The 24,415-nt window shown below is 75.2% G+C and carries 22 protein-coding genes; 15 read left to right on the top strand and 7 right to left on the bottom strand.

Annotated elements, in window-relative coordinates:
• Positions 1–25 precede the first annotated feature (25 nt).
• The gene (locus AB0I60_RS03590; RefSeq protein WP_360725621.1) at positions 26–979 is read left to right on the top strand and encodes a GNAT family N-acetyltransferase; all 954 of its coding nucleotides are present in this window, start codon (positions 26–28) and stop codon (positions 977–979) included.
• A 38-nt stretch (positions 980–1,017) separates the two neighbouring features.
• Here AB0I60_RS03590 and AB0I60_RS03595 read toward each other — a convergent pair whose 3' ends face one another.
• The 4 genes from AB0I60_RS03595 to AB0I60_RS03610 form a co-directional block, all read right to left on the bottom strand.
• Positions 1,018–1,818: a hypothetical protein gene (locus AB0I60_RS03595; RefSeq protein WP_360725622.1), complete on the bottom strand. Its 801-nt coding sequence runs from the start codon at positions 1,816–1,818 to the stop codon at positions 1,018–1,020.
• Complete coding sequence (locus AB0I60_RS03600) at positions 1,815–2,306, bottom strand: SigE family RNA polymerase sigma factor (protein WP_360725623.1); 492 nt, start codon at positions 2,304–2,306, stop codon at positions 1,815–1,817. Before AB0I60_RS03600 ends, AB0I60_RS03595 begins: the two co-directional genes overlap by 4 nt.
• A gap of 381 nt (positions 2,307–2,687) precedes the next feature.
• Complete coding sequence (locus tag AB0I60_RS03605; protein WP_360725624.1) at positions 2,688–3,716, bottom strand: hemolysin family protein; 1,029 nt, start codon at positions 3,714–3,716, stop codon at positions 2,688–2,690.
• Positions 3,713–5,011 carry a hemolysin family protein gene (locus AB0I60_RS03610; protein ID WP_360725625.1) on the bottom strand — a complete coding sequence of 433 codons (1,299 nt, stop codon included), beginning with the start codon at positions 5,009–5,011 and terminating at the stop codon, positions 3,713–3,715. The genes AB0I60_RS03605 and AB0I60_RS03610 overlap by 4 nt, the downstream gene beginning before the upstream one ends.
• 108 nt (positions 5,012–5,119) lie before the next feature.
• Here AB0I60_RS03610 and AB0I60_RS03615 point away from each other — a divergent pair, with 108 nt between their 5' ends.
• From AB0I60_RS03615 to AB0I60_RS03665, 11 genes are all read left to right on the top strand, one after another.
• Entirely contained in the window at positions 5,120–5,518 is a 399-nt protein-coding gene (locus AB0I60_RS03615; protein WP_360725626.1) for a MerR family transcriptional regulator, read from the top strand.
• A 129-nt stretch (positions 5,519–5,647) separates the two neighbouring features.
• Positions 5,648–6,718, top strand: coding sequence for a DUF4037 domain-containing protein (locus tag AB0I60_RS03620; protein ID WP_360725627.1), 1,071 nt, complete (start codon positions 5,648–5,650; stop codon positions 6,716–6,718).
• A gap of 82 nt (positions 6,719–6,800) precedes the next feature.
• Entirely contained in the window at positions 6,801–7,631 is an 831-nt protein-coding gene (locus AB0I60_RS03625) for a hypothetical protein (protein ID WP_360725628.1), read from the top strand.
• Complete coding sequence (locus AB0I60_RS03630; protein WP_360725629.1) at positions 7,628–8,572, top strand: polysaccharide deacetylase family protein; 945 nt, start codon at positions 7,628–7,630, stop codon at positions 8,570–8,572. The genes AB0I60_RS03625 and AB0I60_RS03630 overlap by 4 nt, the downstream gene beginning before the upstream one ends.
• Positions 8,569–9,747, top strand: coding sequence for an O-antigen ligase family protein (locus AB0I60_RS03635; protein WP_360725630.1), 1,179 nt, complete (start codon positions 8,569–8,571; stop codon positions 9,745–9,747). The genes AB0I60_RS03630 and AB0I60_RS03635 overlap by 4 nt, the downstream gene beginning before the upstream one ends.
• Positions 9,722–10,783: a glycosyltransferase gene (locus AB0I60_RS03640; RefSeq protein ID WP_360725631.1), complete on the top strand. Its 1,062-nt coding sequence runs from the start codon at positions 9,722–9,724 to the stop codon at positions 10,781–10,783. The genes AB0I60_RS03635 and AB0I60_RS03640 overlap by 26 nt, the downstream gene beginning before the upstream one ends.
• Entirely contained in the window at positions 10,780–11,616 is an 837-nt protein-coding gene (locus AB0I60_RS03645; RefSeq protein ID WP_360725632.1) for a hypothetical protein, read from the top strand. The genes AB0I60_RS03640 and AB0I60_RS03645 overlap by 4 nt, the downstream gene beginning before the upstream one ends.
• Positions 11,613–13,016 (top strand): glycosyltransferase 87 family protein, encoded by a 1,404-nt coding sequence (locus AB0I60_RS03650; RefSeq protein WP_360725633.1) that lies wholly within the window; start codon positions 11,613–11,615, stop codon positions 13,014–13,016. Before AB0I60_RS03645 ends, AB0I60_RS03650 begins: the two co-directional genes overlap by 4 nt.
• Positions 13,013–14,419 carry an oligosaccharide flippase family protein gene (locus AB0I60_RS03655; protein WP_360725634.1) on the top strand — a complete coding sequence of 469 codons (1,407 nt, stop codon included), beginning with the start codon at positions 13,013–13,015 and terminating at the stop codon, positions 14,417–14,419. Before AB0I60_RS03650 ends, AB0I60_RS03655 begins: the two co-directional genes overlap by 4 nt.
• Positions 14,416–15,504, top strand: a complete 1,089-nt coding sequence (locus tag AB0I60_RS03660) for a glycosyltransferase (protein ID WP_360725635.1) — start codon at positions 14,416–14,418, stop codon at positions 15,502–15,504. The genes AB0I60_RS03655 and AB0I60_RS03660 overlap by 4 nt, the downstream gene beginning before the upstream one ends.
• Positions 15,501–16,592, top strand: a complete 1,092-nt coding sequence (locus AB0I60_RS03665; RefSeq protein WP_360725636.1) for a glycosyltransferase family 4 protein — start codon at positions 15,501–15,503, stop codon at positions 16,590–16,592. The genes AB0I60_RS03660 and AB0I60_RS03665 overlap by 4 nt, the downstream gene beginning before the upstream one ends.
• A gap of 55 nt (positions 16,593–16,647) precedes the next feature.
• Here the strand turns inward: AB0I60_RS03665 and AB0I60_RS03670 are convergent, their stop codons facing one another.
• Both AB0I60_RS03670 and AB0I60_RS03675 read right to left on the bottom strand, forming a co-directional pair.
• Positions 16,648–18,192 carry a putative glycoside hydrolase family 15 protein gene (locus AB0I60_RS03670; RefSeq protein ID WP_360725637.1) on the bottom strand — a complete coding sequence of 515 codons (1,545 nt, stop codon included), beginning with the start codon at positions 18,190–18,192 and terminating at the stop codon, positions 16,648–16,650.
• Positions 18,174–19,568 carry a sugar transferase gene (locus AB0I60_RS03675; RefSeq protein WP_360725638.1) on the bottom strand — a complete coding sequence of 465 codons (1,395 nt, stop codon included), beginning with the start codon at positions 19,566–19,568 and terminating at the stop codon, positions 18,174–18,176. Before AB0I60_RS03675 ends, AB0I60_RS03670 begins: the two co-directional genes overlap by 19 nt.
• A gap of 395 nt (positions 19,569–19,963) precedes the next feature.
• Between AB0I60_RS03675 and AB0I60_RS03680 the strand changes: the two genes are divergently transcribed.
• Entirely contained in the window at positions 19,964–20,764 is an 801-nt protein-coding gene (locus tag AB0I60_RS03680; RefSeq protein ID WP_360725639.1) for a glycosyltransferase, read from the top strand.
• Between the two features lie 68 nt (positions 20,765–20,832).
• Complete coding sequence (locus AB0I60_RS03685; protein WP_360725640.1) at positions 20,833–22,224, top strand: FAD-dependent oxidoreductase; 1,392 nt, start codon at positions 20,833–20,835, stop codon at positions 22,222–22,224.
• On the opposite strand, the gene wecB is transcribed toward AB0I60_RS03685, so the two are convergent.
• Positions 22,147–23,259 (bottom strand): UDP-N-acetylglucosamine 2-epimerase (non-hydrolyzing), encoded by a 1,113-nt coding sequence (gene wecB, locus AB0I60_RS03690; protein WP_360725641.1) that lies wholly within the window; start codon positions 23,257–23,259, stop codon positions 22,147–22,149. The two genes, AB0I60_RS03685 and wecB, sit on opposite strands and share 78 nt — an antisense overlap.
• 146 nt (positions 23,260–23,405) lie before the next feature.
• Between wecB and AB0I60_RS03695 the strand changes: the two genes are divergently transcribed.
• Entirely contained in the window at positions 23,406–24,341 is a 936-nt protein-coding gene (locus AB0I60_RS03695) for a lysyl oxidase family protein (RefSeq protein ID WP_360725757.1), read from the top strand.
• Positions 24,342–24,415: the final 74 nt, after the last annotated feature.

Raw genomic sequence — 24,415 nt, forward strand, 5'->3', positions numbered from 1 at the left:
CCGGGCGCTGACACAGTGACCCACCATGGCGAACGCCGAGCACGTGACCGCCGAGGACGTCCGGCTCATGCAGGACCTGGCGCAGCGGGTCACCGCCACCCGCCCCGACCTCGTCAACGCCGACGCGTCGCTGGGCGAGCTGGCCTGGACCTGGGGCAAGGGGCACGCCGCCGACGGCGCGAGCTGGCGGCGCCGGCTGTGGTCCGCCGGCGGCGAGTTGGTGGCGTGGGGCTGGGCCACCCTCCCCCGCCGGGTGCGGTTGAGCGACGGCGCGGTGAAGGACGTGGAGGAGGCGTACCTCGCCTACCAGGTCCACCCCGACCACGGCGGCCTGGTGGACGAGGTGATCGACTGGTACGACGCTACGGCGGCCGGCGTGGAGCGCACGGTGCTGCCCAGCGCCGCCGACGAATGCGCGGTGGACCGGTGGGCGGCGCACGGCTACCGGACCGACCCGTCCGCGCTCGGCGACGCCGGGACGTGGACCCAGCTCAACGAGCGGGACCTCACCGACCTGGAGGAACCCGCGCTGCCCGCCGGTTTCCGCTTCCGCGACGCCGACGAGGTCGGCCCGGAGGCGGTCGTGCGGGCGCACGTCGACGCGTGGGTCCGCTCGACGTACACGGTCGAGGCGTACCGGGGCGTCCGGCGGACGCCGCCGTACCGGGGCGACCTGCACGTGCTGGTGGAGGCACCGGACGGGACGATGGCGTCCTCGGCGATCCTGTGGCTGGACGCGGCGAACCGGACCGTCGAGTTCGAGCCGGTGGGCACGCACCCCGCGTACCGGCGCCGGGGGCTGGGCCGGGCGGTGCTGCTGCACGGGATGCACCTGGCACGGGCGGCCGGTGCCACCCACGCGACGGTGGCGTGCCTGGGCGCACCGGCCCACCGCGCGGCTCGCGACCTGTACTACGGCGTCGGCTTCCGGGTGTTCACCCGGGACGCCCCGCTGCTCAAGCCCGCGACCGCGCGCTGACCCGCCGGCCGGCCACCGGGCCGGCCGGCGGCAACCCGTCACCACCACTTGTCGGAGGTGACGACCGCCTTGACCCGGTCGAGGGTCAGCGGCGGCTGCGGCGCGTGGAACGCACCGCCCGGCGAGCCGATCGCGGCGCCCCCGGGATCTTCCTGGTTGCCGACGTACAGCAGGACCGTCGTCCCGTCGGGCCGCTGGAGGCACGCCATGTACGACGTCGCGCCGGGGGCGAACCGCGCGGTCCCCGTCGCCAGCCGGGAGCCGTCGGGCAGCGTGCTGACGGCGCAGTCCGGGCGGAACCGGCCGCACCACTCGCCGGGTTCGGACGTGCTGTGCCGGACCGCCAGGCCGAAGCTGCCGGTGACGCCCGAGGAGGTCAGGGTTCCGCTGATGAGCGGGCTGGTCGGGGCGTCCGGGTCCGGTCCCTGCGGCGTGACGACCGATCCCGTCCCCTGGTGCGGGACGTTGTTCTTCGAGGACGGGGAGGACTCCGGCACCGCGATCTTCTGGGTGGCCTCGAACGTCGCGCTGCCGCCGAGCACCACCGTGAACCGGGCGGCCAGCTCGTCGGGCGAGGCGGGGACCGGGCTGCGGGCCGTGGTCGTGGGCAGTGCGGTCGACGAGCCGGTCGGCGGGCCGGCGGCCTCCGGGCCGGAGCCGCCCGGCACCAGCCACACCGCGCCGGCGACCAGGCCCGCCACCGCGAAGGCGGTGGCCCCGACCGGTACCAGCCGCGCGGTCCGGCGGGGCCGCGCGACCGGGGCCGTGCGGGCGGCCCCGGCGTCGGCACGCCGCTCCAACTCGGCGAAGGCGTCGTGGAGGGTGCGGAGGTCGCTCATGAGGTCTCCTGGAAGTGGGGGACTCCGGTGGTGAGGTCGATGCGGAGGGCGTTGAGCGCCCGGTGGACCTGGCTGCGCACGGTCGTTTCCCGGCATCCGAGCTGGGCGGCGATCTCCCGGTCGGACAGGCCCGCGTAGTAGCGCAGGACCACGGCCGCGCGCTGCTTCCGGGGCAGGCCGGCGAGGCGGCGGATCATCGCGTCCCGCTCGGCCCGCTCGTCCGCGCCGTCGGAGACCACCTCGGGGGCGACCTCGGCGCGCGGCGACGAGCGGGCCAGCCTCCTGCGCCAGGACAGGTACTCGTTGACCACCATCCGCCGCACGTAGGCGTTCGGCTCGCCCATCCCCGAGATCCGTTCCCAGTGCTCGAACGCCCGGCCCAGCACGTCGCTCACCAGGTCCTCGGCCAGCCACGTGCGGCAGGTGAGGACCGTGGCGAACCGCACCAGGGCGGGACGCTGCCTCGCCACGTACTCGGCATACTCCATCGGCCACTCCCGATCGTCTGCTCGACCTCGATTCCGCACCCTCAATGCGGGAGTGACGCGATTCGTTGCATCCGGGCGGCCACCACGTCCGCCGAGCAGAAGAACCCGCCCGCGCTCCGTGCGCACCGGATGGGTGGTGGGCGGCACCGGCTGCGCACCGACGCTGCACGCGGCGGACCGGGCGGCTGCACCGGGAGGTGCTCGACCGGCCCGGTGCCCGGGGCGCGGACCGGTCGGGGGTGGTCCTGGACAGCGCGGCGAGCCGGCGCGGAGAGGCTCCTCTTCGTCGCCGTCCCACCCGATCCGTGGCGTGGCCGGCGGACCCGGGCGACGCCCGCGCCGGTTCGACGCGGACGTCACCACCGTCGTGGCTCCGTGCGGCTAGTCGGTCTCGTCCTCGAACTCGCCGATCAGCTCCTCCAGCAGGTCTTCCAGCGCCGCGATGCCCACGACCGCGTCCCCGTCCGCCACCAGGGCGAGCTGCGACCGGTTGGCGCGCATCTCGCTCACCGCGTCGGGCACCGACAGGGACGACGGCAGGGTGAGCGGTTCGGTCATCAGGTCGCGGGCCGGGCGGGGCTCGCCCACCGCCGTCGCCCGGACCACCTCGCGGATGTGCACCAGGCCGACGAAGCGGCCGTCCCCGGCGCGCACCGGGAAGCGGGAGCGGCCCGTCGCGCGGCTGTGCCGCTCGACCGCGTACGCGTCGGTGTCCTCGCCGATCGCGTCCACCTCGGACACCGGGACCATCACCTGCGCCAGGGACGTCCCGCGCAGCTGGAGCATCCGGGTCAGCAGTCGCTGCTGGCCCTCGGGGATGAGGCCGTGCTCGGCGGACTGCCGCACCAGCATCCGGATGTCGTCCGGCTTGTCCGCGCGGGACAGCTCGTCCTGCGGCTCGACCTTCGCCAGGCGCAGCAGGGCGTTCGTGGTGTGGTTGAGCGAGGTCAGCACCCACCGCACGGCCTTGGCGAACGCCCGGAACGGGATCGCCAGCAGCAGCGCCGAGCGCTCGGGGTGCGCGATGGCCCACGACTTGGGCGCCATCTCGCCGACCACCATGTGCAGGAACACCACCAGCACCAGGCTGATCGTGAACGCGACCGCGTAGGAGAGCTGGGTCGGCAGGCCCAGCGCGAGCAGCAGCGGGTCCAGCAGGTCGGCCACGGCCGGCTTGGCCAGCGCGCCCAGGCCCAGCGTGCACAGCGTGATGCCGAGCTGCGCGCCGGCGAGCATGAGCGACAGCTCGCGGACGCCGGACACGGCCGCGCGGGCGGCCCGGCTGCCGTCCTCGGCGGCCTGTTCCAGGCGGTGCCGCTTGGCGGCGATCAGGGCGAACTCACCGGCCACGAAGAAGGCGTTGGCGACCAGCAGGACCAGTGACGCGACCAGCGCCCACCCGGTGTTCATCGACCGTCCTCCGCGTGCAGCAGGACGGCGCTGGGCACGTGCCGGGACACCTCGGCCACCTTCACCAGCACGCCGTCGAGGGCGAGTTCGTCACCGGTGCGCGCGGTGCGGCCCAACCGGTGCAGCACCAGGCCGGACACCGTGTCGTAGCTGTCGTCGGCCGGCAGCTCGATGCCGGTGGCGTCGGCGATCTCGTCGATGCGCGCCCGGCCGGGCACCGACCACCAGCCGTCCGGCCGGCGGCGCACGCCCTCGGCGACGATGTCGTCCTCGTCGTGGATCTCGCCGACCAGCTCCTCGGCCAGGTCCTCCAGCGAGACCACGCCCGCGAAGCCGCCGAACTCGTCCACCACGCAGGCGAGCTGGCGGCGTTCGGCGCGCAGCCGCTCCAGCACGGCGGGCAGGCCGAGCGACGCGGGCACCACGAGCGCCGGCACGGCGATCGACCGCACGGGGGTGCCGCGCCGGTGCTCCGGCGGCACGGTGAGCACCTCGGCCAGGCCGACCACGCCGACCAGGTCGTCCAGGTCGCGGCCGACGACGGGGAAGCGGGAGTGGCCGGTGTCGAGCAGCTCGACCACGCGGGAGGTCGGCTCGTCCGCGCCGACCGTGCGGACCGCGACGCGCGGCGTCATCGCCTGGTCGGCGGTGAGGCCCCGGAAGTCCAGGCCCCGGTCGAGCAGCCGGGTCAGCTCGGGGTCCAGGTGGCCCTCCGCGCCGGCGGTGCCGATGATCTGCACCAGGTCCTCGGAGGTCGCGCCCTGCGGCAGCTCCTCGACCGGTTCGATGCCGACCGCGCGCAGCAGCCGGTTGGCCGAGGCGTCGAAGAGGCGGATCACCGGGCCGGCCACCTTCAGGTAGACGGCGGTGGAGGGGGCCAGGAACTTCGCCAGCGGCTCGGGCCGGGCGATGGCCAGGTTCTTGGGCAGCAGCTCACCGAGCACCATCTGCACGACGGTGGCGAACACCAGCGCCACGACCAGCGACAGCGACAGCCGCGCCGCCTCGGGCAGGCCGGTGAACCCGAGCAGGTCGGCCAGGCCGGTGCCGAGCAGCGGTTCGGCGATGTAGCCGACCAGCAGCGCGGTGACCGTGATGCCGAACTGGGCGCCGGAGAGCATGAAGGAGAGCTGCTTGGTGACGGCGTAGGCGCGTTCGGCGGCCTTGTCGCCGTTCTCGGCCATGTGCCGGAGGCGCCCCCGGTCGACCGCCATGTAGGCGAACTCCTGCGCCACGAAGTACCCGGTCGCGGCGGTGAGCGCGACGATGGCCAGCAGGCCGCCGATGATCAGCACTGCGCACCGCCGCGAGGTGGCCGGGGCTCGCCCGGCTCGCTACTGCAACCGTCGGAATCCGTCGGATCTGGCATGACATCGACACTAGCACGTGGCACTGTATGGTTTGTGAGCGAGGCCCTGATCAGGATCGGCGAGTTGGCGGCACGAGCCGGCGTCAGCATCCGCACGGTGGACTACTACACCCAGTTGGGCCTCCTCGCGCCCGCCCAGCGCACGGCCGGGAACTACCGCCTGTACCGCATGGTCGACGTCGAGCGCATCCACCTGGTGCAGCGGCTGGAGGTGCACGGCCTGCCGCTGGACGAGATCGCCGCAGCGCTGACCAACGGCCAGACCGACGTGGGGGCCATCCTGTCCCGCATCGACGAGGACCTCCAGGTGCTGCACGCGGCGGCCGAGAGCGCCTCCCCCGAGTTGCAGGGCCTGCTGGGCGCGATCGCCACCCGGGTGCACGCGCTGATCAACGTGGCCCTCCAGATCCCACCGGACCTGCCGCTGCCCTGACCCCCGCCGGGGGGCCACGCCGCTGTTCGGCGGTCTCCGCCGCCCCACCGCACCCCCGCTGAGCAGGCACGGTGGCCGCGATGCGCGATCCCGCTGCGCCGGGGCGGTCGGTACGGGCAGTATCCGGGGGTGTTCACCCCCGGCCTCGACCTGTCCCGGCGCTTCTACACCGAGGTGGTCCGACCGCTGCTGCACGACCGGTTCGGGGACGTGCCGCACGCCGCCGCGCGGATCGGCCCGGGGTCGGAGGTGCTCGGGTTCGACACGCCCCGGTCGGCCGACCACGAGTGGGGCCCGCGCCTGCAACTCTTCCTGGAGCGCGGCGACGACCGGGGCCCGGCGGTCCACGCCGCGCTGGCCGACGACCTGCCCAAGGAGTTCCTGGGCCACCCGACGCACTTCGCCGGCGAGGGCGTCGGCGTCATGGCGCACACCGATGGCCCGGTCGACCACCGGGTGGAGGTGGCGACGGTGGGCGCCTGGTTCACCGCGCACCTGGGCTTCGACCCGCGCGTCGACCTCACCACCGCCGACTGGCTGGCCACGCCGACCCAGAAGCTCGCCGAGGCGACCTGCGGCGAGGTGTTCCACGACGGGTTCGGCGCGCTGACCTCGGCCCGCCGCCGGCTGGCCTGGTACCCCGACGACGTGTGGCGGTACGTGCTGGCCTGCCAGTGGCGGCGGCTGTCGCAGGAGGAGGCGTTCGTCGGCCGGTGCGGCGAGGTCGGCGACGAGCTCGGTTCGGCGGTCGTCGCGGCCCGCCAGGTGCGCGACCTGGTGCGGTTGTGCCTGCTCGCGCACCGCCGTTACCCGCCGTACTCGAAATGGGTGGGCAGCGCATTCCGCACACTACCCGAACGGGTGTCGGCGGAGTTGGCGCCCGTGCTGTCCGCCGTGCTCGCGGCGACCGGGTGGCGTGCGCGCGAGGAACACCTGGCGACCGCCTACACCGCCGTCGCGCGGGAGCACAACCGGCTCGGGCTCACCCCGCCGATCGACCCGTCCACCAGGCCCTACCACAGCCGGCCGTACCGCGTGCTGCACGCCGAGCGGTTCGCCGACGCGCTGGTGGAGGGCATCGCGGACACCGCGCTGCGGGCGCGGCCGTGGACCGGCGCGGTCGACCAGTTCGCGGACAACACCGACCTCCTCAGTGACAGCGCGCTGACCAGAAAAACGGTGTATCACTCTTTCGAGTAATACGAATATCGCCCGTTCGGGAACGGATTGTCGGCGTCGTACGCTGCGGCCCGTCGAATTCCATTCCCACGGGAGTTGTCGCGTGCCCGGATATCTCGCCCTCGCCGCCGCCACGGCGATGTACGCGCTGGGGATCGTCGCGCAGGCCGTCGCCGCCCGCCGCGCCGCGCCGGGGCACGGCTTCGGGCTGCTCGCCCGGCTGGTCGCCGACCGGCTGTACCTGCTCGGGTTCGCCGGCCAGGTCGGCGGGTTCGGGCTGGCGTTCTTCGCGCGCGCCGAGTTGCCGCTCTACCTCGTGCAGGCCGGCTCGTCGTGCGCGGTCGGCGTGGCGACCGCGTTCGGCGTGCTCGTGCTCGGGTGGCGGGTGCGCGCGGTCGAGGTCGCGGTGCTGGTGACCATGGCGGTGGGGCTGCTGCTGCTGGCCGGGGCGTCCGCGCCGTCGGTGGCCGAGGAGATCCCGACCGACGTGGGGCTGCTCGTGCTCGGTTTGCCGCTGGTGGCGGTCTTCCTGGTGGCGCGCAGGGCGTCCGGCGTGGTGCCGGTCGCGGTGGCCGCCGGGCTGGCCTACGCCGTGGTGGCGGTCGCCGGCCGCCCGCTGGCCGACGAACCCCTGGCGGACCTCCCGTTCTTCCCGCTGCTGTGGCTGATGGTGGCGGCGGCGCTGGTCGGCCAGGCGTGCATGGCGGTCGCCCTCCAGCGCGGCGGGGCCACCTCGACGGTGGCCACCATGGACTCGACGACCGTCGTGGTCACCTCGGTGGTCGGCGTGTCGGCGCTGGGCGACCGGATCGAGCCCGGCCGGGAGTGGTGGGTGGTGGCGGGCGTGGCGCTGGTCGTCCTCGGCGTGCTCGCCCTCGGCCGCGCCGCGCGCCCGGTGGCCGCGCCCACCGCCCCCGAGCGGGAGTCGGTGTGACCGTCGCCAGCGTCTCGCTCGACCTGGACAACCTCTGGGCGTACCTGAAGACCCACGGCGACCCGGCGTGGGAGCGCCGGCCGAGCTTCCTGCCGACCGCGACCCCGCGCCTGCTGGAGGTCTTCGCCGAGCACGGCCTGACCACCACCGTGTTCGTGGTCGGCGCGGACGCGGAGCGCGACGACGGGGCCGCCGCCGTGGCCGCGATCACCGCCGCCGGGCACGAGGTGGCCAACCACTCGTTCGGCCACGAGCCGTGGCTGCACCGCTACTCGCGCGCCGAGCTGGAAGCCGAGGTGGTGCGCACGGAGGACGCCCTGGTCGCCGCCGGCGCACCCCGGCCGGTCGGCTTCCGGGGTCCCGGGTACAGCGTGACGCCGGACCTGCTGGACGTGCTCGCCGAGCGCGGCTACCGCTACGACGCGAGCACCCTGCCGACGTGGGTCGGCCCGCTGGCCCGCTTCTACCACAACCGCTCCGCACCCTCCACAGTGGACAGCGCGGAGCTGTTCGGCGGTTTCGGCAAGGTGCTCGCGCCCAACCGCGCCTACCGCTGGGACACCGGCACGGTGGAACTGCCGGTGACCACCATGCCGCTGCTGCGCGTCCCGGTGCACGGGTCGTACCTGCTCCAGCTGCACCAGCTCTCCCCCGCCCTGGCGCGCGGCTACTTCCGCACCGCGCTGCGGCTGTGCCGGCTGCGCGGCGTGTCGCCGTCGCTGCTGCTGCACCCCACGGACGTGCTGGGCGCGGCCGAGGCGCCCGGCATGGAGTTCTTCCCCGGCATGGCGGTGCCCGCCGCGCGCAAGGTCGCCCTGCTGGGCTGGGCGCTGGGCGCGCTGCGGCGGCACTTCGAGGTCGTGGGCACCGGGGAGCACGTGGCCCGGCTGGGCCCGGACCTGCCGGTCCGCGCCGCGAGGCGGCTGGAACGGTCGGGATGACCCGGCTGCTGCGCGTGCTCGCGTGCGCGACCGTGGCGCTGGCCCCGCTGGAGGGCTACCTGCTGGAGCTGGACGACCGGCTGGCGAAGGTCGCGCCCGCCCTGCTCACCGCCGCGTGGCTGGTGCGGCGGGTGCGGCGGCGGGAACTGCCGCAGCCCCACCCGCTGCACGCCGTGCTGGCGCTGTTCGCGGTGGTGCTGCTGGCCTCCACGGCGGTCAACGCGGGCAGCGCGTACGCGGCGGAGTACCTGCTGCGCTGGCTGCCGTTCCTGGTGATCACCGCCGTGCTGGTGGACGTCGCGTCCCGCGAGGTGCCGGTCCGGGCGCTGCTGGCGGCCACGGTCGGCGGCGCGGCGCTGGCCGCCGTGGGCGCGCTGCACAGCCTGGTCGCGGAGGGCCGGACGCGGGCCACCGGGCCGCTGGAGGACCCGAACGACCTGGCGTACTTCCTGGTCGCCGCGCTGCCGCTGCTGGTGGCGCTGCTCGACGGGCGGCGGACGGCGGCGCGCTCCGCCGCACTGGCGGTGACCGCGCTGGTGCTGGTGGCGGGCGCGGCGGCGACGTTCTCGCGCGGCGGCGGGCTCGCGCTGACGGCCGCGCTGGCGTGGCTGGTGGGCCGTCGTGCCCTGCCGGTGCGCGCGGTGCTCGGCGGGGCGGCGGCGTTCGCCGCGCTGGGGCTGGGCGCGCTGCTGCTCGCGGGCCCCACGCTGGACCGGGCGCTGCAGGAGAAGAGCTTCATCGCGGCGACCAACGTGGACACCCGCGAGCTGCGCTGGCAGGCGGCGGCGCGGATGGTCACCGACCACCCCCTGCTCGGGGTCGGGCCGGGCGGGTTCCGGGGCGGGTACGCGGCGGCGTCGCACAACGCCGAGGTGGACGAGCAGACCCCGGTGGCGCACAACATGTACCTGGAGGTCGCCGCCGAGCTGGGGTTACCGGGCTTCGGCCTGTTCGCGGGCCTGCTGGCGGTCGCGGCCGTCTCGTCGGAGCGGGTGCTGCGCGCCGGGCCCCGGCGGCCGATGGCCGCCGCGCAGGCGTCGCTGGTGGCCGTGGTCGTGGCCTCCACCTTCCTGTCCCAGCAGTACTACCTGCCGTTGTGGTCGCTGGTCGCACTCGTCGCCGCGGCCGACCTGCGTCGAAGGGGAACCGATGCGCGTGCTGCACGTGATCAGTGAGATGGGCACCGGCGGGGCGGAGGCCCTGGTCGCCGGGATGGCCCGGACCGGCCGGGAGTTCGGCTGGCAGACCGCCGTGGCCAGCGGTGGCGGGCACCGCGCGGAGGCGCTGCGCGGGCACGGCGTGCCGACCTTCACCGTGCCGGTCGCGCGCCGCCGGGCCGCCGGGGTGCTGCGCGCCACCACCGCTACCAGGGCCGCGATCAAGGACTTCCGGCCGGAGGTCGTGCTGGCGCACAACGTGTCCGCGAGCATGGTGGCGCGCTTGGCGCTGCTGCCGCGCAAGGTGCCGCTGCTGACCGTGTTCCACGGCGTGGCGGACGCCGACTACGGCGGCGCGGCGCGCATCCTGCGCCGGACGTCCGGCGCGGTGGTCACGGTGGCAGAGGCGACCGCGCACCGGCTGCGCGCCGCCGGCCTGCGCCCCGACCCCCTGGTCATCCCGAACGCGGTGTTCCCGCAGGAGCCCCGGGTCGACCGGGCGACCGTGCGGGCGGCGATGGGTGTGGCGCAGGACGTCCCGGTGGCGCTGTGCCTGGCCCGGCTGGAACCGCAGAAGCGGCACGACGTGCTGCTGGCCGCGTGGGCGCGGATCGGCGGCGGCGCGGAGCTGTGGCTGGCCGGCGACGGCTCGCTGCGGCCCGCGCTGGAGCGCACCGCCGCCGGCATCCCGGGCGTGCGGTTCCTGGGCAACCGGCCGGACGTGCCGGACCTGCTGGCCGCCGCCGACGTGACCGTGCTGACCAGCGACTGGGAGGGGATGCCGATCGCCGTCCTGGAGTCGCTGGCGGCCGGGACGCCGGTGGTGGCGACGGACGTGGACGGCGTCGGCCAGGCGCTGGCGGGCGGCGGCGGCGTGGCCGTGCCGCCGCGCGACCCGGCGGCGACCTCGGAGGCGTTGCGCGGCCTGCTGTTCGACGGCGCGCGGCGCGCGGCGGTCGGTGCGGCCGGGCGGGCCGCCGTGACCTCCGCGCACGACCCGCGCGCGCTGATGGAGTCCTACGACGAGCTGTTGCGGAATTGGGGAAGTCGATGACGAAGGCCCGGCTGATCGGTCAAGGCGTCCTGGTGGCGCTCGCGGTGGCCTCGCTGGTGGTGCTCGCCACCCTGTTCGAGGACGACGAGTACCAGGCGCGGGTGGGCTTGTTGGCGGGGCCGGCGAGCGCCAACGCCCCGCAGTACGGCGAGGTTACCGCGTTGGCGCTGCCCGCACTGGTGGAACTCGCGCGCAGCCCCTCCGTGGTCGCCGCCGTGGGCACGGACGTCGAGCGGGTGTCGATGGAGCTGGTCCCGGCCTCGGGGCTGGCGCGGCTGACCGTGCGCGCCTCCTCGTCGTACCAGGCGAAGCTGGAGGCGACCACGCTGGCCAACGTGCTGGTGAAGGCGGACCTGCTGGCACCGGCCGGGAAGCTGCGGCTGCTGGACGACCCCGAGGTGATCAGGGTGTCGCCGGACTGGCCGCTGACGCTCGGGCTGGCGCTCGCGGCCGGCGTGGTCGCGGGGCTCGTCACGGTCGTGGTGCGGCACCTGCGGCGGTCCCGGGTCACCGACGGGGTGCGGGCCGCGCTGGCGTCGGCCGGGGTGGGGCACCCGGTGCCGGTGCTGCCGGACGGGGACCCGGAGCTGCTGGAGAAGCTGACCGCGCTGCTGGTGGCCACCGCCCGGCCGGTGCGGGTGGTGACGACGGCACCGGAACTGGTCGAGCGGTCCGAGGACATCTCCGACGACCTGCCGGACAAGGTCTTCGAGCCCGCCGACGGCACCGCGCTGGTCGTCGTCGTGCCCCGCACCCGGGAGCAGGACGCGCTGGCCGGCGTGGTCGGGGCGCAGCCCGCGAACACGGCGCTGGTCGCGGTGGTGCTGGGGTGACCCGGGCTCTCGGACGGGGTGACGACCCCCGGCAGGACCCCGACCCGGGCGCCGGCGCGGCGGGGCGGGACCGGCGGGTGATCAGGGGTCCGCGCGGGCCACGTCCCGATGCGGTCGCGGCGGGCCCCGGCCCGGGGCGGCGCGCGGTCCCCGGCAGCCGGCGCGCGCTCGGCGTGCTGGTCGCGGTGGTCGGCGCGTTCGGCGTGTGGCGGGCGGTGCGGCCGGCGTGGCAGGTGCCGACGCCGTCCTGGGCCAACCGCCCCGAGGAGCGGATGCAGGACTTCCGGGACGCGCTGTACTTCCCGATCCGCGAGTTCCTGGCGGGCGGCAACCCGTACGACCCGGCGGTGATGTTCGGGCACTGGCCGGTGCGGCAGAACTTCAACCTGTACCAGCCCTACCACCTCGTCCTGCACCTGCCGTTCGCGCTGCCCGGGTACCGGGTGGGCGCGGTGGCGTTCGCGGCGTTCCTGGTGCTGCTGCTGGTGTTCCTCGCGGTGCTGGCGGCCGGGCGCGTGCGCGCGCCGCTGTTCACCGGCACGGCGGTGATCGGCACGCTGCTGGTGTTCAGCCAGGTCGGCAAGGCGCAGCTCTACGTGGGGCAGGTGAACCCGCTGATCGCGGTCGGCGCGGCGGGCGCGCTGCTGGCGCGCGACCGGTACCCCCGGCTCGCGGCGGCGGCGCTGGCGCTGGCGTGGCTCAAGCCCCAGTTCGGGTTGCCGCTCGCGGTGCTGCTGTTCGCGCGCGGGTCGCGGAAGGTCGCGTTGTGCGGCACCGGGCTCGCGGCGCTGTCCAGCCTGGTCGTGGTGGTGCCGCTGGTGGTCGGCGACGGCGGGGTGGGCGCGTTCCTGGACGTGGTCGCGCGCAACCTCAGGCACGCCGGCGCGACCGCGTACGGGGCGGTGGACTCCTTCACCTCGCAGCGGGTCGACGTGGCGGCGGTGTTCTTCCGGGTCACCGGGTGGTTGCCGCCGGGCGCGGAGCTGCTGGCGCTGGTCGGCGTGCTGGTGGTGAGCGTCGTGCTGGTGCGTGGGCTCGACCTGGCCGGTGACGGGACGAGCACGGCGGTGGCGGACCTGCTGACCTGCCTGGCCGTCGTGGTCGCGGTGGTGCACCAGCCCGGTGACGTGCTGATCGCCGTCCCGGCGCTCGCGCTGGTCGCCGTGCGGTGGTGGCGGGACCGGGACCCGCTGCTCGGGGTGGCGGTGGCGGCGCTGCTGGTGCCCTTCGCGCACCTGCACTTCGTGGACGGCGGCGTGCGGTCGCTGCTGGGCGAGCGGGCGGCCGTGACGCTGGACGGGGTCGCGGTCGTCGTCGCCTGGGTGGCGCTGGCCGTCTGCGCGCGGCGGCGGGTCGCCGCCGGACCCGGGCGGTGGCGGGTCCCCGCCGTGCGACCGTGACGGGCGCGGTGCGCGGCTCGCTGTGGCTGTTCCTGGCCAACCTCATCGGCAAGGGCGGCCAGGTGGCCGTCACGCTGGTGCTGGCGGCCTTCCTCACCGAGGAGGGCCTCGGGCTGGTCGCGCTGACCGTGTCGCTGGTGAACATCGGCCAGGTCGTGCAGTCGGTGGGCGTCTACGACGTGATCAGCCGGACCGGCCTGGACCCGCGCCGGATGGCGGGCACGCTGCTCGTGCTGAGCGTCGGCACCGGGGTGGCGCTGGCGCTGCTGCTGGTGTCGGCGGCGGACGGGATCGCCGCCGCGCTGGACGCGCCGCAGGTCGCGCCGCTGGTCCGGCTGGCCGCGCTGAGCCTGCCGTTCACGGCGGCGGCCGGCGTGCAGATGGGGCTGCTGCACCGGGACCTGGACTTCCGCCGCCGGGTGCTGCCCGACGCGGGCGGGGCCGTGCTCGGCGCGCTGACCACGATCGGCCTGGCCGTGCTGGGCCTGGGCCCGTCCGCGCTGGTGCTCGGCCTGCTCTGCACGGCCGTCGCGCAGCCGCTGCTCGGCCTGCTCGCCGGCGTCCGGGTGCGGCCCGCGTGGGACGCGGACGCCGCCGCCGAGGCGCTGCGGTGGATCGCGGTCGTCGGGCCCGGCGCGCTGGTGGCCGTGCTGCTGGTCAACGTCGACTACCTGGCGATCGGGCACGAGCTGGGCACCGGGGAGGTCGGCGTGTACTCGCTGGCCTACCGGATCGCGTGGGTGCCCTACATCGTGGTCGCGGTGGTGCTCGGCGGTGTGGTGTTCCCGTTGTGCGCCAAGCTCGTCCGCACCGGCGAGCGGGACGCGCTGCCGCAGGCGGCCGGCCGGTTCACGCACGCCGTGCTCGTGGTGACCGGCGGCCTCTACGCGGTGGCGGCGGCGCTGGCCGACCGGGTCGTGCTGTTCGGCGACCGCTGGGCACCGGCCGCGCTGCCGCTGGTGCTGCTGTGCGGCTACGGGCTCGGATTCGGCCTGCTGCACCTGTGGTACCAGGTGATCCGCGCCGCCGGCCACGCCCGCCGCTACCTGGCGCTGGAGCTGACCCACCTGGTGGCGCTGGTGGCCGGGCTCGCCCTGACCACCCGGTACGGGGTGGTCGCGGTGGCCGCCACCCAGCTCGTCGTGGTGTGGGCGGTGGTCCCCCTGGCCTGGCTGGTGCTGGCGCGCGACGGGATCGCGCCACCGGGCCTGGCCCGGGTGGCCGCGACCGTCGCGCTCGGCGCGGCGTGCTGTTTGTCCGCCGGGCGGCTGCTCGGCGACCTGTTCGGACCGACGCTGCCGGGCGTGCTCGGCGAAGCGGCGGTGCTCGTGCTCGGCTACGCGGCGGCGGCCCTGCTCGCCGACCGCCGCACGGTCCGCGAACTGCGTGAGGTGCGCCGATGAGGATCGTCCACGTGACCCAACCCGTCGAGGCCGGCGTGGCGGCGGTGGTGCTGGAACTGGCCGTCGCGCAGCGGGAGCTGGGCTGGCGGGTCGACGTCGCCTGCCCGCCCGGGTGGCTGGCGGACCGGCTGCGCGAGCTGCGGGTCGCCGTGCACGACTGGCCCGCGAGCCGCTCCCCCGGCCCCGCCACGGTGGCCGAGACCGCGCGGCTGCGCCGGCTGCTGGCCGCGCTCGACCCGGACGCGGTGCACCTGCACAGCTCCAAGGCCGGGCTCGCCGGGCGGCTCGCGCTGCGCGGCACCCGGCCGACGCTCTTCCAGCCGCACCTGTGGTCGTTCCAGACCGCGCGGGGCGCGCTGCGGCGCGCGTCGGTGGCCTGGGAGCGGTACGCGGCCCGGTGGACCGACCAGCTCGTGTGCGTGAGCGACGACGAGCTGCGCGCCGGGCGCGACCTGGGCATCACGACCCCGGCGGAGGTGGTGTGCAACGGCGTGGACACCAGCGCGCTGCGCCCGCGCAGCCGGGTCGCCGCGCGGGTCCGGCTGGGCCTGCCGGACGCGCCGACCGCCGTGTGCGTCGGCCGGGTCGCGCCGCTCAAGGGCCAGGACCAGCTGCTGGCCGCGTGGCCCTCGGTGCTGGCCCGGGTGCCGGGCGCGCGGCTCGTGCTGGTCGGCGACGGGCCGATGCGGGCGCGGTGGGAGGCGTCGGCCGGCCACCCGTCGGTGCGGTGGTGGGGCCACCACGCGGCGGTGGCCGACTTCTACACCGCCGCCGACGTGGTCGTGCTGCCGTCCCGGGCCGAGGGCATGGCCCTGGTCCCGCTGGAGGCGATGGCCAGCGGGCGGACCGTGGTGGCGTTCGACGTGGGCGGCGTGCGGCAGAGCGTGGGCGACGCGGGCGCGGTGGTGCCGGCCGGTGACGTGCCCGCGCTGGCCGACGCCGTCGCCACGCGCCTGGCGGACCCGCTGCTGGCCGCCGACGAGGGACTGACCGGGCGGCGGCGGGCCGAGGTGCTGTTCGACTCGGTGCGGGTCGGCGACCAGGTCGCCACCCTGGTGGAGAAGCTCGTGGGGTGCGGCCGGTGAGGATCGCCTACCTGCTGACCCAGGACCGGGGCGGCCCGGTGGACGTGGCGGTGCGGCTGGCAGCGACGCTGGCCGCGTCCGGCGAGGCCGAGGTGCGGGTGTTCGGGCCGCCGCCGGCCCGGGGCGCGGACCTGGTCGCGGGCTTGCACGAGCCGGTCACCGTCGCCGGCAAGGGCGACCTGAGGGCCGGGCGGTTGGCGCGCGAGGCGCTGCGGGCGTGGCGGCCGGACGTCGTGCACGCCCAGGACCGCCGGGCGGGCCTGGTCGGTGCGGGGCTGGTCCGCCCCCGGGCGGGGACCCGGGTGGTGCAGACCTACCACGGTCTGCCGGACGACGTGGGCGAGGCGTGGTTCCGGGGCGCGGCGGGCGCGGCCGGGCCGTCGGCGTACACCCGGGCCGTGCTGGCGGCGGACGCGGGTGTGGCGCGGGTCGTGCACCGCACGGTCGTCCCGGCCACGTCGATGGGCGGGTTCCTGCGCCGCCGGCTGCGGGTGCCCGCGCACCGGGTCGCGCACATCGACAACTGCGTCGAGGTCGCCGGGGCGTCACCGCCGCGCGGCCCGGTGCGGCGGCTGGTGTTCGTCGGGCTCCTGGTGGAGCGCAAAGGGCTTCCGGTGCTGCTGGAGGCGTTGACCGGGGTGATGCCGGACGACGCGGTGCTGACCGTGGTGGGCGACGGGCCGCTGCGCGGGGCGGCCGAGGAGATGGCGCGGCGGCTGCTGCCGGGCCGGGTGGCGTTCCTCGGGTTCCGGCAGGACGTGGCCCGGTTGCTGCGCGAGCACGACGCCCTGGTGCTGCCGTCCCTGCTGGAGCAGCAGCCGCTCGTGGTGGCCGAGGCGATGGCGGCGGGCAAGCCCGTGGTGGCGACGGACACCGGCGGCGTCGCGGAGATGCTGGTCGACGGCGCGGGCCTGGCCGTGCCGGGCGACGCGGCGGACTTGGCGCTCCGCCTGGAGCACCTGTTCGCCCACCCCGACCCGGGCCGGTGGGGCCGGGCCTCGGCCGAGCGCGCCCGCGCCCGGTTCGCACCCGAGGTATGCGCCGAGCGCCACCTCGCCCTCTACCGGGACCTGCTCGCCGACCCCTGATCGGACTGGTCGAGCGGCGAGGTGTGGCGCAGGGCCGGGTGCCCGCCGAGGTGGCTCAGAGCGCGGGCGGCGGATTGGTCGACGTGGTCGGTGGTCGGGTGGTCGGCGAGCCGGCGGAGGTCGGCGCCGGCTGCGTCGGCGTCGGCTGCGCGGTGGTCTGCTGCGCGGTGGTCGGCTTCGGCGTGGTCGGCCGGGGTGCCGTGTTCGCGCTCGTCGGCGTGGCCGTGGGCCGGGCGGTGGACGGCGCGGTGGTCGTGGTGGCCGCCGGTTCCGGCTTCACCAGCACCAGGGCGTCGGCGGCGGCCACCTCGGTCGCGGTCGACGCCGGCGTGCCGTCCACGGTCAGCAGCCCGGCCGGCGCGGTCACCGACACCGCCTTGGCGGTCGGGTTCACCGCCACCCAGCCGTTGGTGAAACCGCGCGTCCACGCCCCGGAGGGCAGCCGGTTCGCCGCCTCGACCGCCTCGCCGAGGTCGGTGTCCTGGTAGACCGACCAGTCCGGGTCCTGGTAGTCGTGCGTGGACGCCCCGTGCCAGCAGGTGTAGGGCCCGGCGAGCAGGGCGGCGGTCGCGTAGCCCACGCGCTCCTCGCGGTGGCTCTTGGTCTTGGTCACCAGCAGCAGCCACGACTCGCCGAGCGCGGCCTGCGCGCGCAGCTCCTTGAACTCGTTGCCCTGGAAGGTGACCAGCTCGCCGCCGCCGCCGTCGCCGCGCAGGCCGAAGTTCTCCTCCATCGCGCCGTCGAAGCGCGAGTGCGCCGACCAGCGGCCCGGTGTCAGCTGGGACTCCGAGACGTTGGGCACGAGCATCTTGCCCGCCTTGTGCAGCGAGCTGCCCGCGACCTCCAGGAACCTGTCCATGCCGTCGCGGATGCGCCGGTCGGTCGCGGCGGCGTCCGGGGTGCCCTTGAGCACGGCCTTGGAGTAGTACTTCAGCGAGCTGAAGTCGTTGTCCGCCAGGACGCCGTCCCAGCCCTCGCGGACGACCTCGGCGGTCACCGCGTCGGCCCACGCCCGCTGGTACTTCTCGTCCCACACCGCCATCTGCCAGTGCTGCGGGTACCCGCCCCACTCGACGCGCTGGTCGGCGGTGTCGACCGCGAACCACTCGGGGTGGCGCTGCTGGGCGGCGAAGTAGCCGACGCCGCTGGGCAGCAGCGGCGCGTCCTGGCCGCCGACCACCGCGCCCGGGTAGTTGCGGGTGCTGGAGAAGTCCTTGTACACCAGCACCTTGATCTTCGGGTTGAGCCGGTGCAGCCGCTGCATCGCGGCGGTCTCGGTCGCGTTGAGCACCACCAGGTCGTAGTGCCCGGCGGCGAACTTGAGGTCGGCGTAGGTCGGCGGCTCGCCGATGCCGTACCACCACGCGCACGGCGCGGTCGGTCTCGGCGGCGGGCCGAGCGGGGCGACGCCGGAGGGCTCCCCGGCACCGCGCTCCGCGTCACCCCCCGCCGGGTCCGCCGCGAGCGGCGTGGCCGTCGTGCCGCCGTGCTCGCCGGCCGAGCTGGGCAGCACGGCCAGCCCCGCCAGCAGGGCCACGACGGCGCTCGCGCCGGCCAGCGCCCGCCGGGTGCGGTCCCGGTTCAGCGGTTCCTTCGACACAGCAGCTCACCCACCGTCAGCAACAGGATTCTCGCGTCCAGCCACAACGACCAGTTGGCGATGTAGTAGTTGTCGTAGCGGGAGCGGTCGACAATCGAGGTGTCCCCTCTCAACCCGTGCACCTGCGCGAGCCCGGTCAATCCGGTCGGCACCCGGTGCCGCGCCCAGTATAGGTCGTGGACCGCCGAGAATTCGCGCACGAAACCCGGCCTTTCGGGTCGCGGCCCGACAATGGACATGTCACCCTTCAGGATGTTCCACAACTGCGGGAGCTCGTCGAGCGAGGTGCGCCGGAGGAATCGCCCGACCGGCCCGACGCGCCGGTCGCCGACCACCGACCACCGGCTCTGCGAGTCGTCCTGCCCGGTGATCCGGACGCTGCGCAGCTTGAACAGGACGAAGGTGCGGTCGTCCATGCCGACCCGGACCTGGCGGAAGATCACCGGCCGGCCGCTCTCCAGCAGGACGGCCAGGGCGCACACCGCGATCACCGGGGCGAGCGCGACCAGCGCGAGCCCGGCGAGCACCACGTCCACCGCGCGCTTGACCCACCAGCTCGGCCGGCTGGTCGGCGCGGTGCTCAGCCGCACCAGCGGGTAGCTGCGCAGCCGCTCGACGTCGGGCCCGTCCTGGTACAGCTCGTACATCCGGGGCACGACGAAGATCGCGCAGCCCAGCCGGTGGGCCGTGATGGCGGCGTTGACCAGCGGCGAGTCGGCCGCCCGGGAGAACGCGAGCACCACGCTGCCCGCGCCGAGCCGGGTGATGGCGTCGGCCAGGTTCTCCTCCAGCAGCGGCACCGGCAGCACGTCCGGGTCGAGCGCGGGCGCGGGGTCGACGAACCCGATCGGGCGCAGGCCGTACCCGGGGTGCTGGAGCATCGAGGCGGCGAGCGTGGCCCCGACCTTGCCCGCGCCCACCACGATGGTCCGGTCGCAGCGGTGGAACCGGCGGCGGGCCCAGCGCCCGAAAGCGAACACGAACAGGCGACCAGGTTCACTCCACGCGGTGAACTTGAGCAGGGCCCACTGCACGTCGGCAGTTGTGTCCGGTGCCGTGCCCAGCACCAGCGTCACGGCCGTGACCAGCGCGAACGCCGTGCCGGTCGCGATCACCGAGCGGGGCACCTCGTGCAGCCAGGACAGCCACAGCCGCCGCCGGTAGAGCCGGCAGGTCGCCCGCACGCCCAGCAGCACCCCGGCGGCCCCGGCGACCCAGACCGCCGGCAGGCCCCGGGTCACCGCCCCGACCGCCACCGCGTCGACCACGACCAGCAGCACCGCGACCGCGTTGACCCGGCCGAACGGGTCGCGCCGGTCCTCGACCGGGGTCCCCGGCGCCGGCGGCGCAGCGGTCGTCGCACCCGCCCGGTTCACGACGAGCCGCCCTTCCGGACGACGACCCGGGCTCGTCTCCCCCGGCCCCGCAGGGCCAACTCCAGGCCACACCACATTCCGACGACGTCCTTTCCGCCGGCCGGCCACGCCGGGCGGTGTCCGCCCCTCGGGCCGGACCGCCACAACCGTAAACCGCCCGAGTTCACTCGAACGAGCAATTTGACTACTCACTGCATAAACCGACACTTGAGGCGTCTGCGCTTCACTCTTTCGAGATGCAGAAACCTCCAATCCGGCGATAGAACCAGCGTTTCGTGCGTGTTCCCGTCACCAACGCAGGTGCCCGGAACACAGGGGTGGGCGGAACCCGGGCGGAGTTCCCAGGCGAATAATTCTGGCCCGCTTACCCGCAACGACGGAAATGGGGTCGACTAGTGGCCGTAGACGAACGTGGGGCGCTCTCCGCGCCGGGCTCGATCCTCACCCGAGGACGCGCGCACGTCGTGCTGCCCGCGTACAACGAGGCGGCCTCGCTGCCCGCCCTGCTGCGCCGGATCGCCGAGGTGGCCCGGACCGAGGAGGTGACGGCCTGGGTGGTGGACGACGGTTCCGCCGACGGCACCGCCGAGGCCGCCACGCGGGTCGCCGGCCTGGACGTCCGCGTCGTGCGGCACCCGGACAACCTCGGCCTCGGCCAGGCCGTGCAGACCGGCCTGCGCTCCGTGCTGGAGGTCGCCGACCGCGACGACGTGGTGGTCGTGATGGACGCCGACGACACGCACGACCCGGCGCTGATCACCGCGCTGCGCGGCGAGATCGCGGCGGGCGCGGACGTGGTGATCTGCTCCCGGTTCGTGGCCGGCGGCGACGACGCCACCGCGCCCGCGCTGCGCCGGCTGCTCTCCCGGGGCGCGGCGGTGCTCTTCCGCCGGGTGCTGCGGGTCGACGGCGTGCGCGACTTCACCAGCGGCTTCCGCGCCTACCGGGTCAGCGTGCTGGACCGCGCCGCGAGCCACTGGGGCGAGCGGCTGGTCGAGGAGCGCGGGTTCGCGTGCATGGTCGAGCTGCTGCTCAAGCTCCGCCACTGCCGCCCGGTGATCACCGAGGTGCCGCTGCACCTCCAGTACGACCGCAAGCAGGGCCCGAGCAAGCTGCGGCTGTGGAAGACCATGGCGCAGTACGTGAAGCTGCTCGTCCGCGACCGGCTCGCCCCCGCGCCGTACCGGCCGCTGTGACCCGCAGCCGGCCGGACGCGCCGAGCGGCGCGGGCGGCGCACGGGTGGGGCGCGACGGGAGCGAGGACGTGGGCGGGGCAGAGGAGGCGGACGTGGACGCGGGGTTGCGCGGGACGCGGGTGGTCGTGCTGGGCGGCGGGGTATGCGGGTTGGCGCTGGCCCACCGGCTGGGCCGGGCCGGCGCGGTGGTGGAGCTGGTGGAGGCGAGCGGGCAGCTCGGCGGGCTGGGCACGTTCTTCCCGTGGCGGGACCGGTGGGTCGAGCGGTTCTACCACTGCGTGATGCCCACCGACGACGACCTGCTGGAGCTGCTCGACGAGGTCGGCGCGCGCGAACTGGTGCGCTGGCGGCCGACCCGGATGGGCATGGTGGTCGACGGGCGGCACTTCCCGTTCAACACGGCGGCGGACCTGCTGCGGTTCACGCCCCTGCGGCTGCACGAGCGCGTCCGGTTCGGCGTGGTGTCGCTGCTGCTGCGCCGGCTGGGCCGGGGCAGGGACCTGGACCGGCTGCGCACCGAGGACTGGCTGCGCGGCGTGTACGGCGACCGGATCTGGGAGCTGCTGCTCGCGCCGATGTTCGGCTCGAAGTTCGGCGCGCGGTTCGGGGACGTGCCCGCGCTGTACCTGTGGCAGCGGCTGGGGCGCGAGAGCAACGTCTCGGTGCGCGGCTACCCGGAAGGCGGCTACCGCGCCCTGATCGACGCGCTGCGCACGTCCGTGGAGGAGTCGGGCGGCGTGGTGCGCACGTCCTGCGCGGTGACCGGCGTGAGCGCCGGGGGCGCGGTGACGCTGGAGTCCGGCGAGGTGCGCACGGCCGACCGGGTGGTCTCCACGCTGCCGCTGCCCGCGCTGCGGTCGCTCGCCGACGACGACCTGGCGCGGGCGCTGCCCGACGTCCGGCTGCCGTACCAGGGCGTGGTGAACGCCCTGTTCTTCCTCAAGCGCCCGCTGTCGGGGCACTACTGGGCGCCGATCGTGCGCTCCGGCACCGAGTTCGACGGCGTGGTCGAGATGTCCGCGCTGGCGGGCGAGTTCGACGGGCGGCACCTGGTGTACGTGATGCGCTACACCGACCGGGACTCCGCGCTCTACCGCGAGGACGACGAGCGGATCGCCGCGCGGTGGACCGACCAGCTCGTGGGGCTGTACCCGGACCTCACCGCCGACGACGTGGACGAGGTGCGCGTGTTCAAGGCGCCGTTCGTGGAACCCGTGTACCCCCTGGGCTACCAGGCGCAGCAGCCGCCGGTCGTGGTCGACGGCACGCCGCTGCTGCTGGCCACCACCGCGCACGTCTACCCGTCGGTGACGAGCTGGAACTCCAGCGTGGGCCTGGCGAACCGCGTCGCCGGCGTGCTCGACGACGCGGTCCGGCCCGGCTCAGCCGACGGGCAGCAGCACACCGGGGCGCTGGTCGACCAGCTCCTCCAGGGCGGAGGCGATCCGCACCGAGGGTGAGCCGGTGCCGTACGGCGACGGGAGGGCGGCGAGGCGGGCGCGGTGGCCCGCCACGTCGTCCAGCCACCGGCGGACCTCCGCGCCGATCCCCGGGCCCGGCGGGACGAGCGTGCCGAACGTGCCCTCGATCTCGGGCCGCTCGGTGCTGCGCCGGACCACCACCACCGGCCGCTTGAGGACGCTGACCTCCTCCTGGATGCCGCCGGAGTCCGACACCACGACGGCCGCGCCGGCGGCCAGGGCCAGGAAGTCGGGATATGCCTGGGGTTCCACGACCCGCAGCCGGCGCAGCAGCGCGCCGAGGCCGAAGTCCCGGACCCGCTTGGCGGTGCGCGGGTGCAGTGGCAGCACGACCGGCAGCGGCAGCGCGGCCAGCTCGCGCAGCACGGTCTCCAGGGTCTCCGCGTCGTCCACGTTCTCCGGGCGGTGCACGGTGGCGACCGCGTAGTGGTCGCGGCGCAGCCCGTGCGCGGCCAGCACGGCGGCTTCCGCGTCCGGGCCGGGCAGCGCGGCCTCCAGCGCCTCCACGACGGTGTTGCCGGTCACCTCGATCCGGTCCGCCGGGACGTTCTCGGCCAGCAGGTTGGCGCGGTTGACCGGGGTCGGCGCGCAGCACAGGTCCGCGAGGTGGTCGATGGCGACCCGGTTGTGCTCCTCGGGCATCGCCCGGTCGTAGCTGCGCAGGCCGGCCTCGACGTGCACCAGCGGGACGTCGTTCGCGTTGGCCGCCAACGCTCCCGCGAGCGCCGAGGTCGTGTCGCCCTGCACGACGACGGCCGCCGGGCGGTGCGCCGCGAGCACGTCGTCCACCGCCTTGACGGCGAGGCCGAGCTGCGCGCCGCGCCGCGCGCCGCCGAGCGCGAACTCGTGGAAGCCGCCGGGTTCCGCGACGTCGCGGCGGATCAGCTCGTACATGGCGCGGTCGTAGTGCTGTCCGGTGTAGACGACGACCGCGCGCGGGCCCAGGAGCCCGATGAGCGGGGCGAGCTTGATCAGCTCGGGACGCGTGCCGCACACCAGAGTGACGGGTTCCACCGTGGGGGTTCTCCTTGTTCGACCGGATGACCGGTGCCGGATCGCGCGACACGTTAGGCCCGGCTCGGTGGAATTCCGTTGCACCTCAACCGATCGAGTGAACGAATGTGTCGGATCGGCGGGGCTGCCACTAGGTTGCGGGCGTGATGAGGAAATTCAAGGCCGCGGCAGCCGCCGCGCTGACCGCGGCGGCGCTCGGCGGCGCACCCGCCTCCGAGGGGCCGCTGCTGCCGGACCTCAGACAGGCACCGGTCGGCTGCCCCGGCGGCACCTCGGACGACCCGGCCCGGTGCGAGGCGTGGGACGTGTGCATGGTCGCCGACCGCTCCGCGCCCAACGGCACGTGCCTCCAGTCCGGCCGGGCAGGCGGCGTCCGCATCCGGTTCACCACCTCGGTGGACAACGTCGGCGACGGCCCGCTGCTCATCTACGGCAAGCGCGCGTCGACCAAGACGCCCACGATGACCTCGCGGCAGGCGTTCCAGTCCTCGCGGGACGGGTCGATCCCGGAGTCGTACGACCAGGCGGGCAACCCGATCCCGGCGACGATGTACTACGAGCCCGCCCCCGCGCACACCCACTGGCACCTGATGGACTTCGAGCGCTTCCAGCTCCGCAAGCCGGACGGCACGACCCTGGTCCAGGACCGCAAGAACGGCTTCTGCCTGGGCGACCGGTACGCGGTGCGGGACGCGGACGAGCTGGCGCACGCGCCGCGCAACCCGGACAGCGCCGAGGGCCTGCTCGCGGAGTTCCTGCGGGAGAACCGCTGCCGCCACCACGAGCCGCGCGCGCTGGAGGTCGTGGAGGGCATCTCGGTCGGCTCGGGCGACGACTACAAGTACGACGTCGACTACCAGTGGCTGGACCTGACCGACGTGCCCTCGGGCGTGTACGACGTGGTGAACATGGTCAACGTGGACCGCAGCTTCCTGGAGAAGAGCTACGCGAACAACGCGTCGTCCATCGCGATCTCGGTGCAGTGGCCGGGCGGGCTCGGCCGCCCGGCGGTGATCAGCAAGCCGCCGAAGGTGGAGCTGCTGCGCAGCTGCCCCGGCCAGGAGCGCTGCGCCGAGTCGTGACCGCGCGGGCCGTCGTGCGGCGGGTCCTGGACGGGGGTCCGCCGCACAGCTGCCGGCAGCGTGGTCGGCGCACC

It is taken from the genome of Actinosynnema sp. NPDC050436, assembly GCF_040655415.1.
Lineage (GTDB): Bacteria > Actinomycetota > Actinomycetes > Mycobacteriales > Pseudonocardiaceae > Actinosynnema.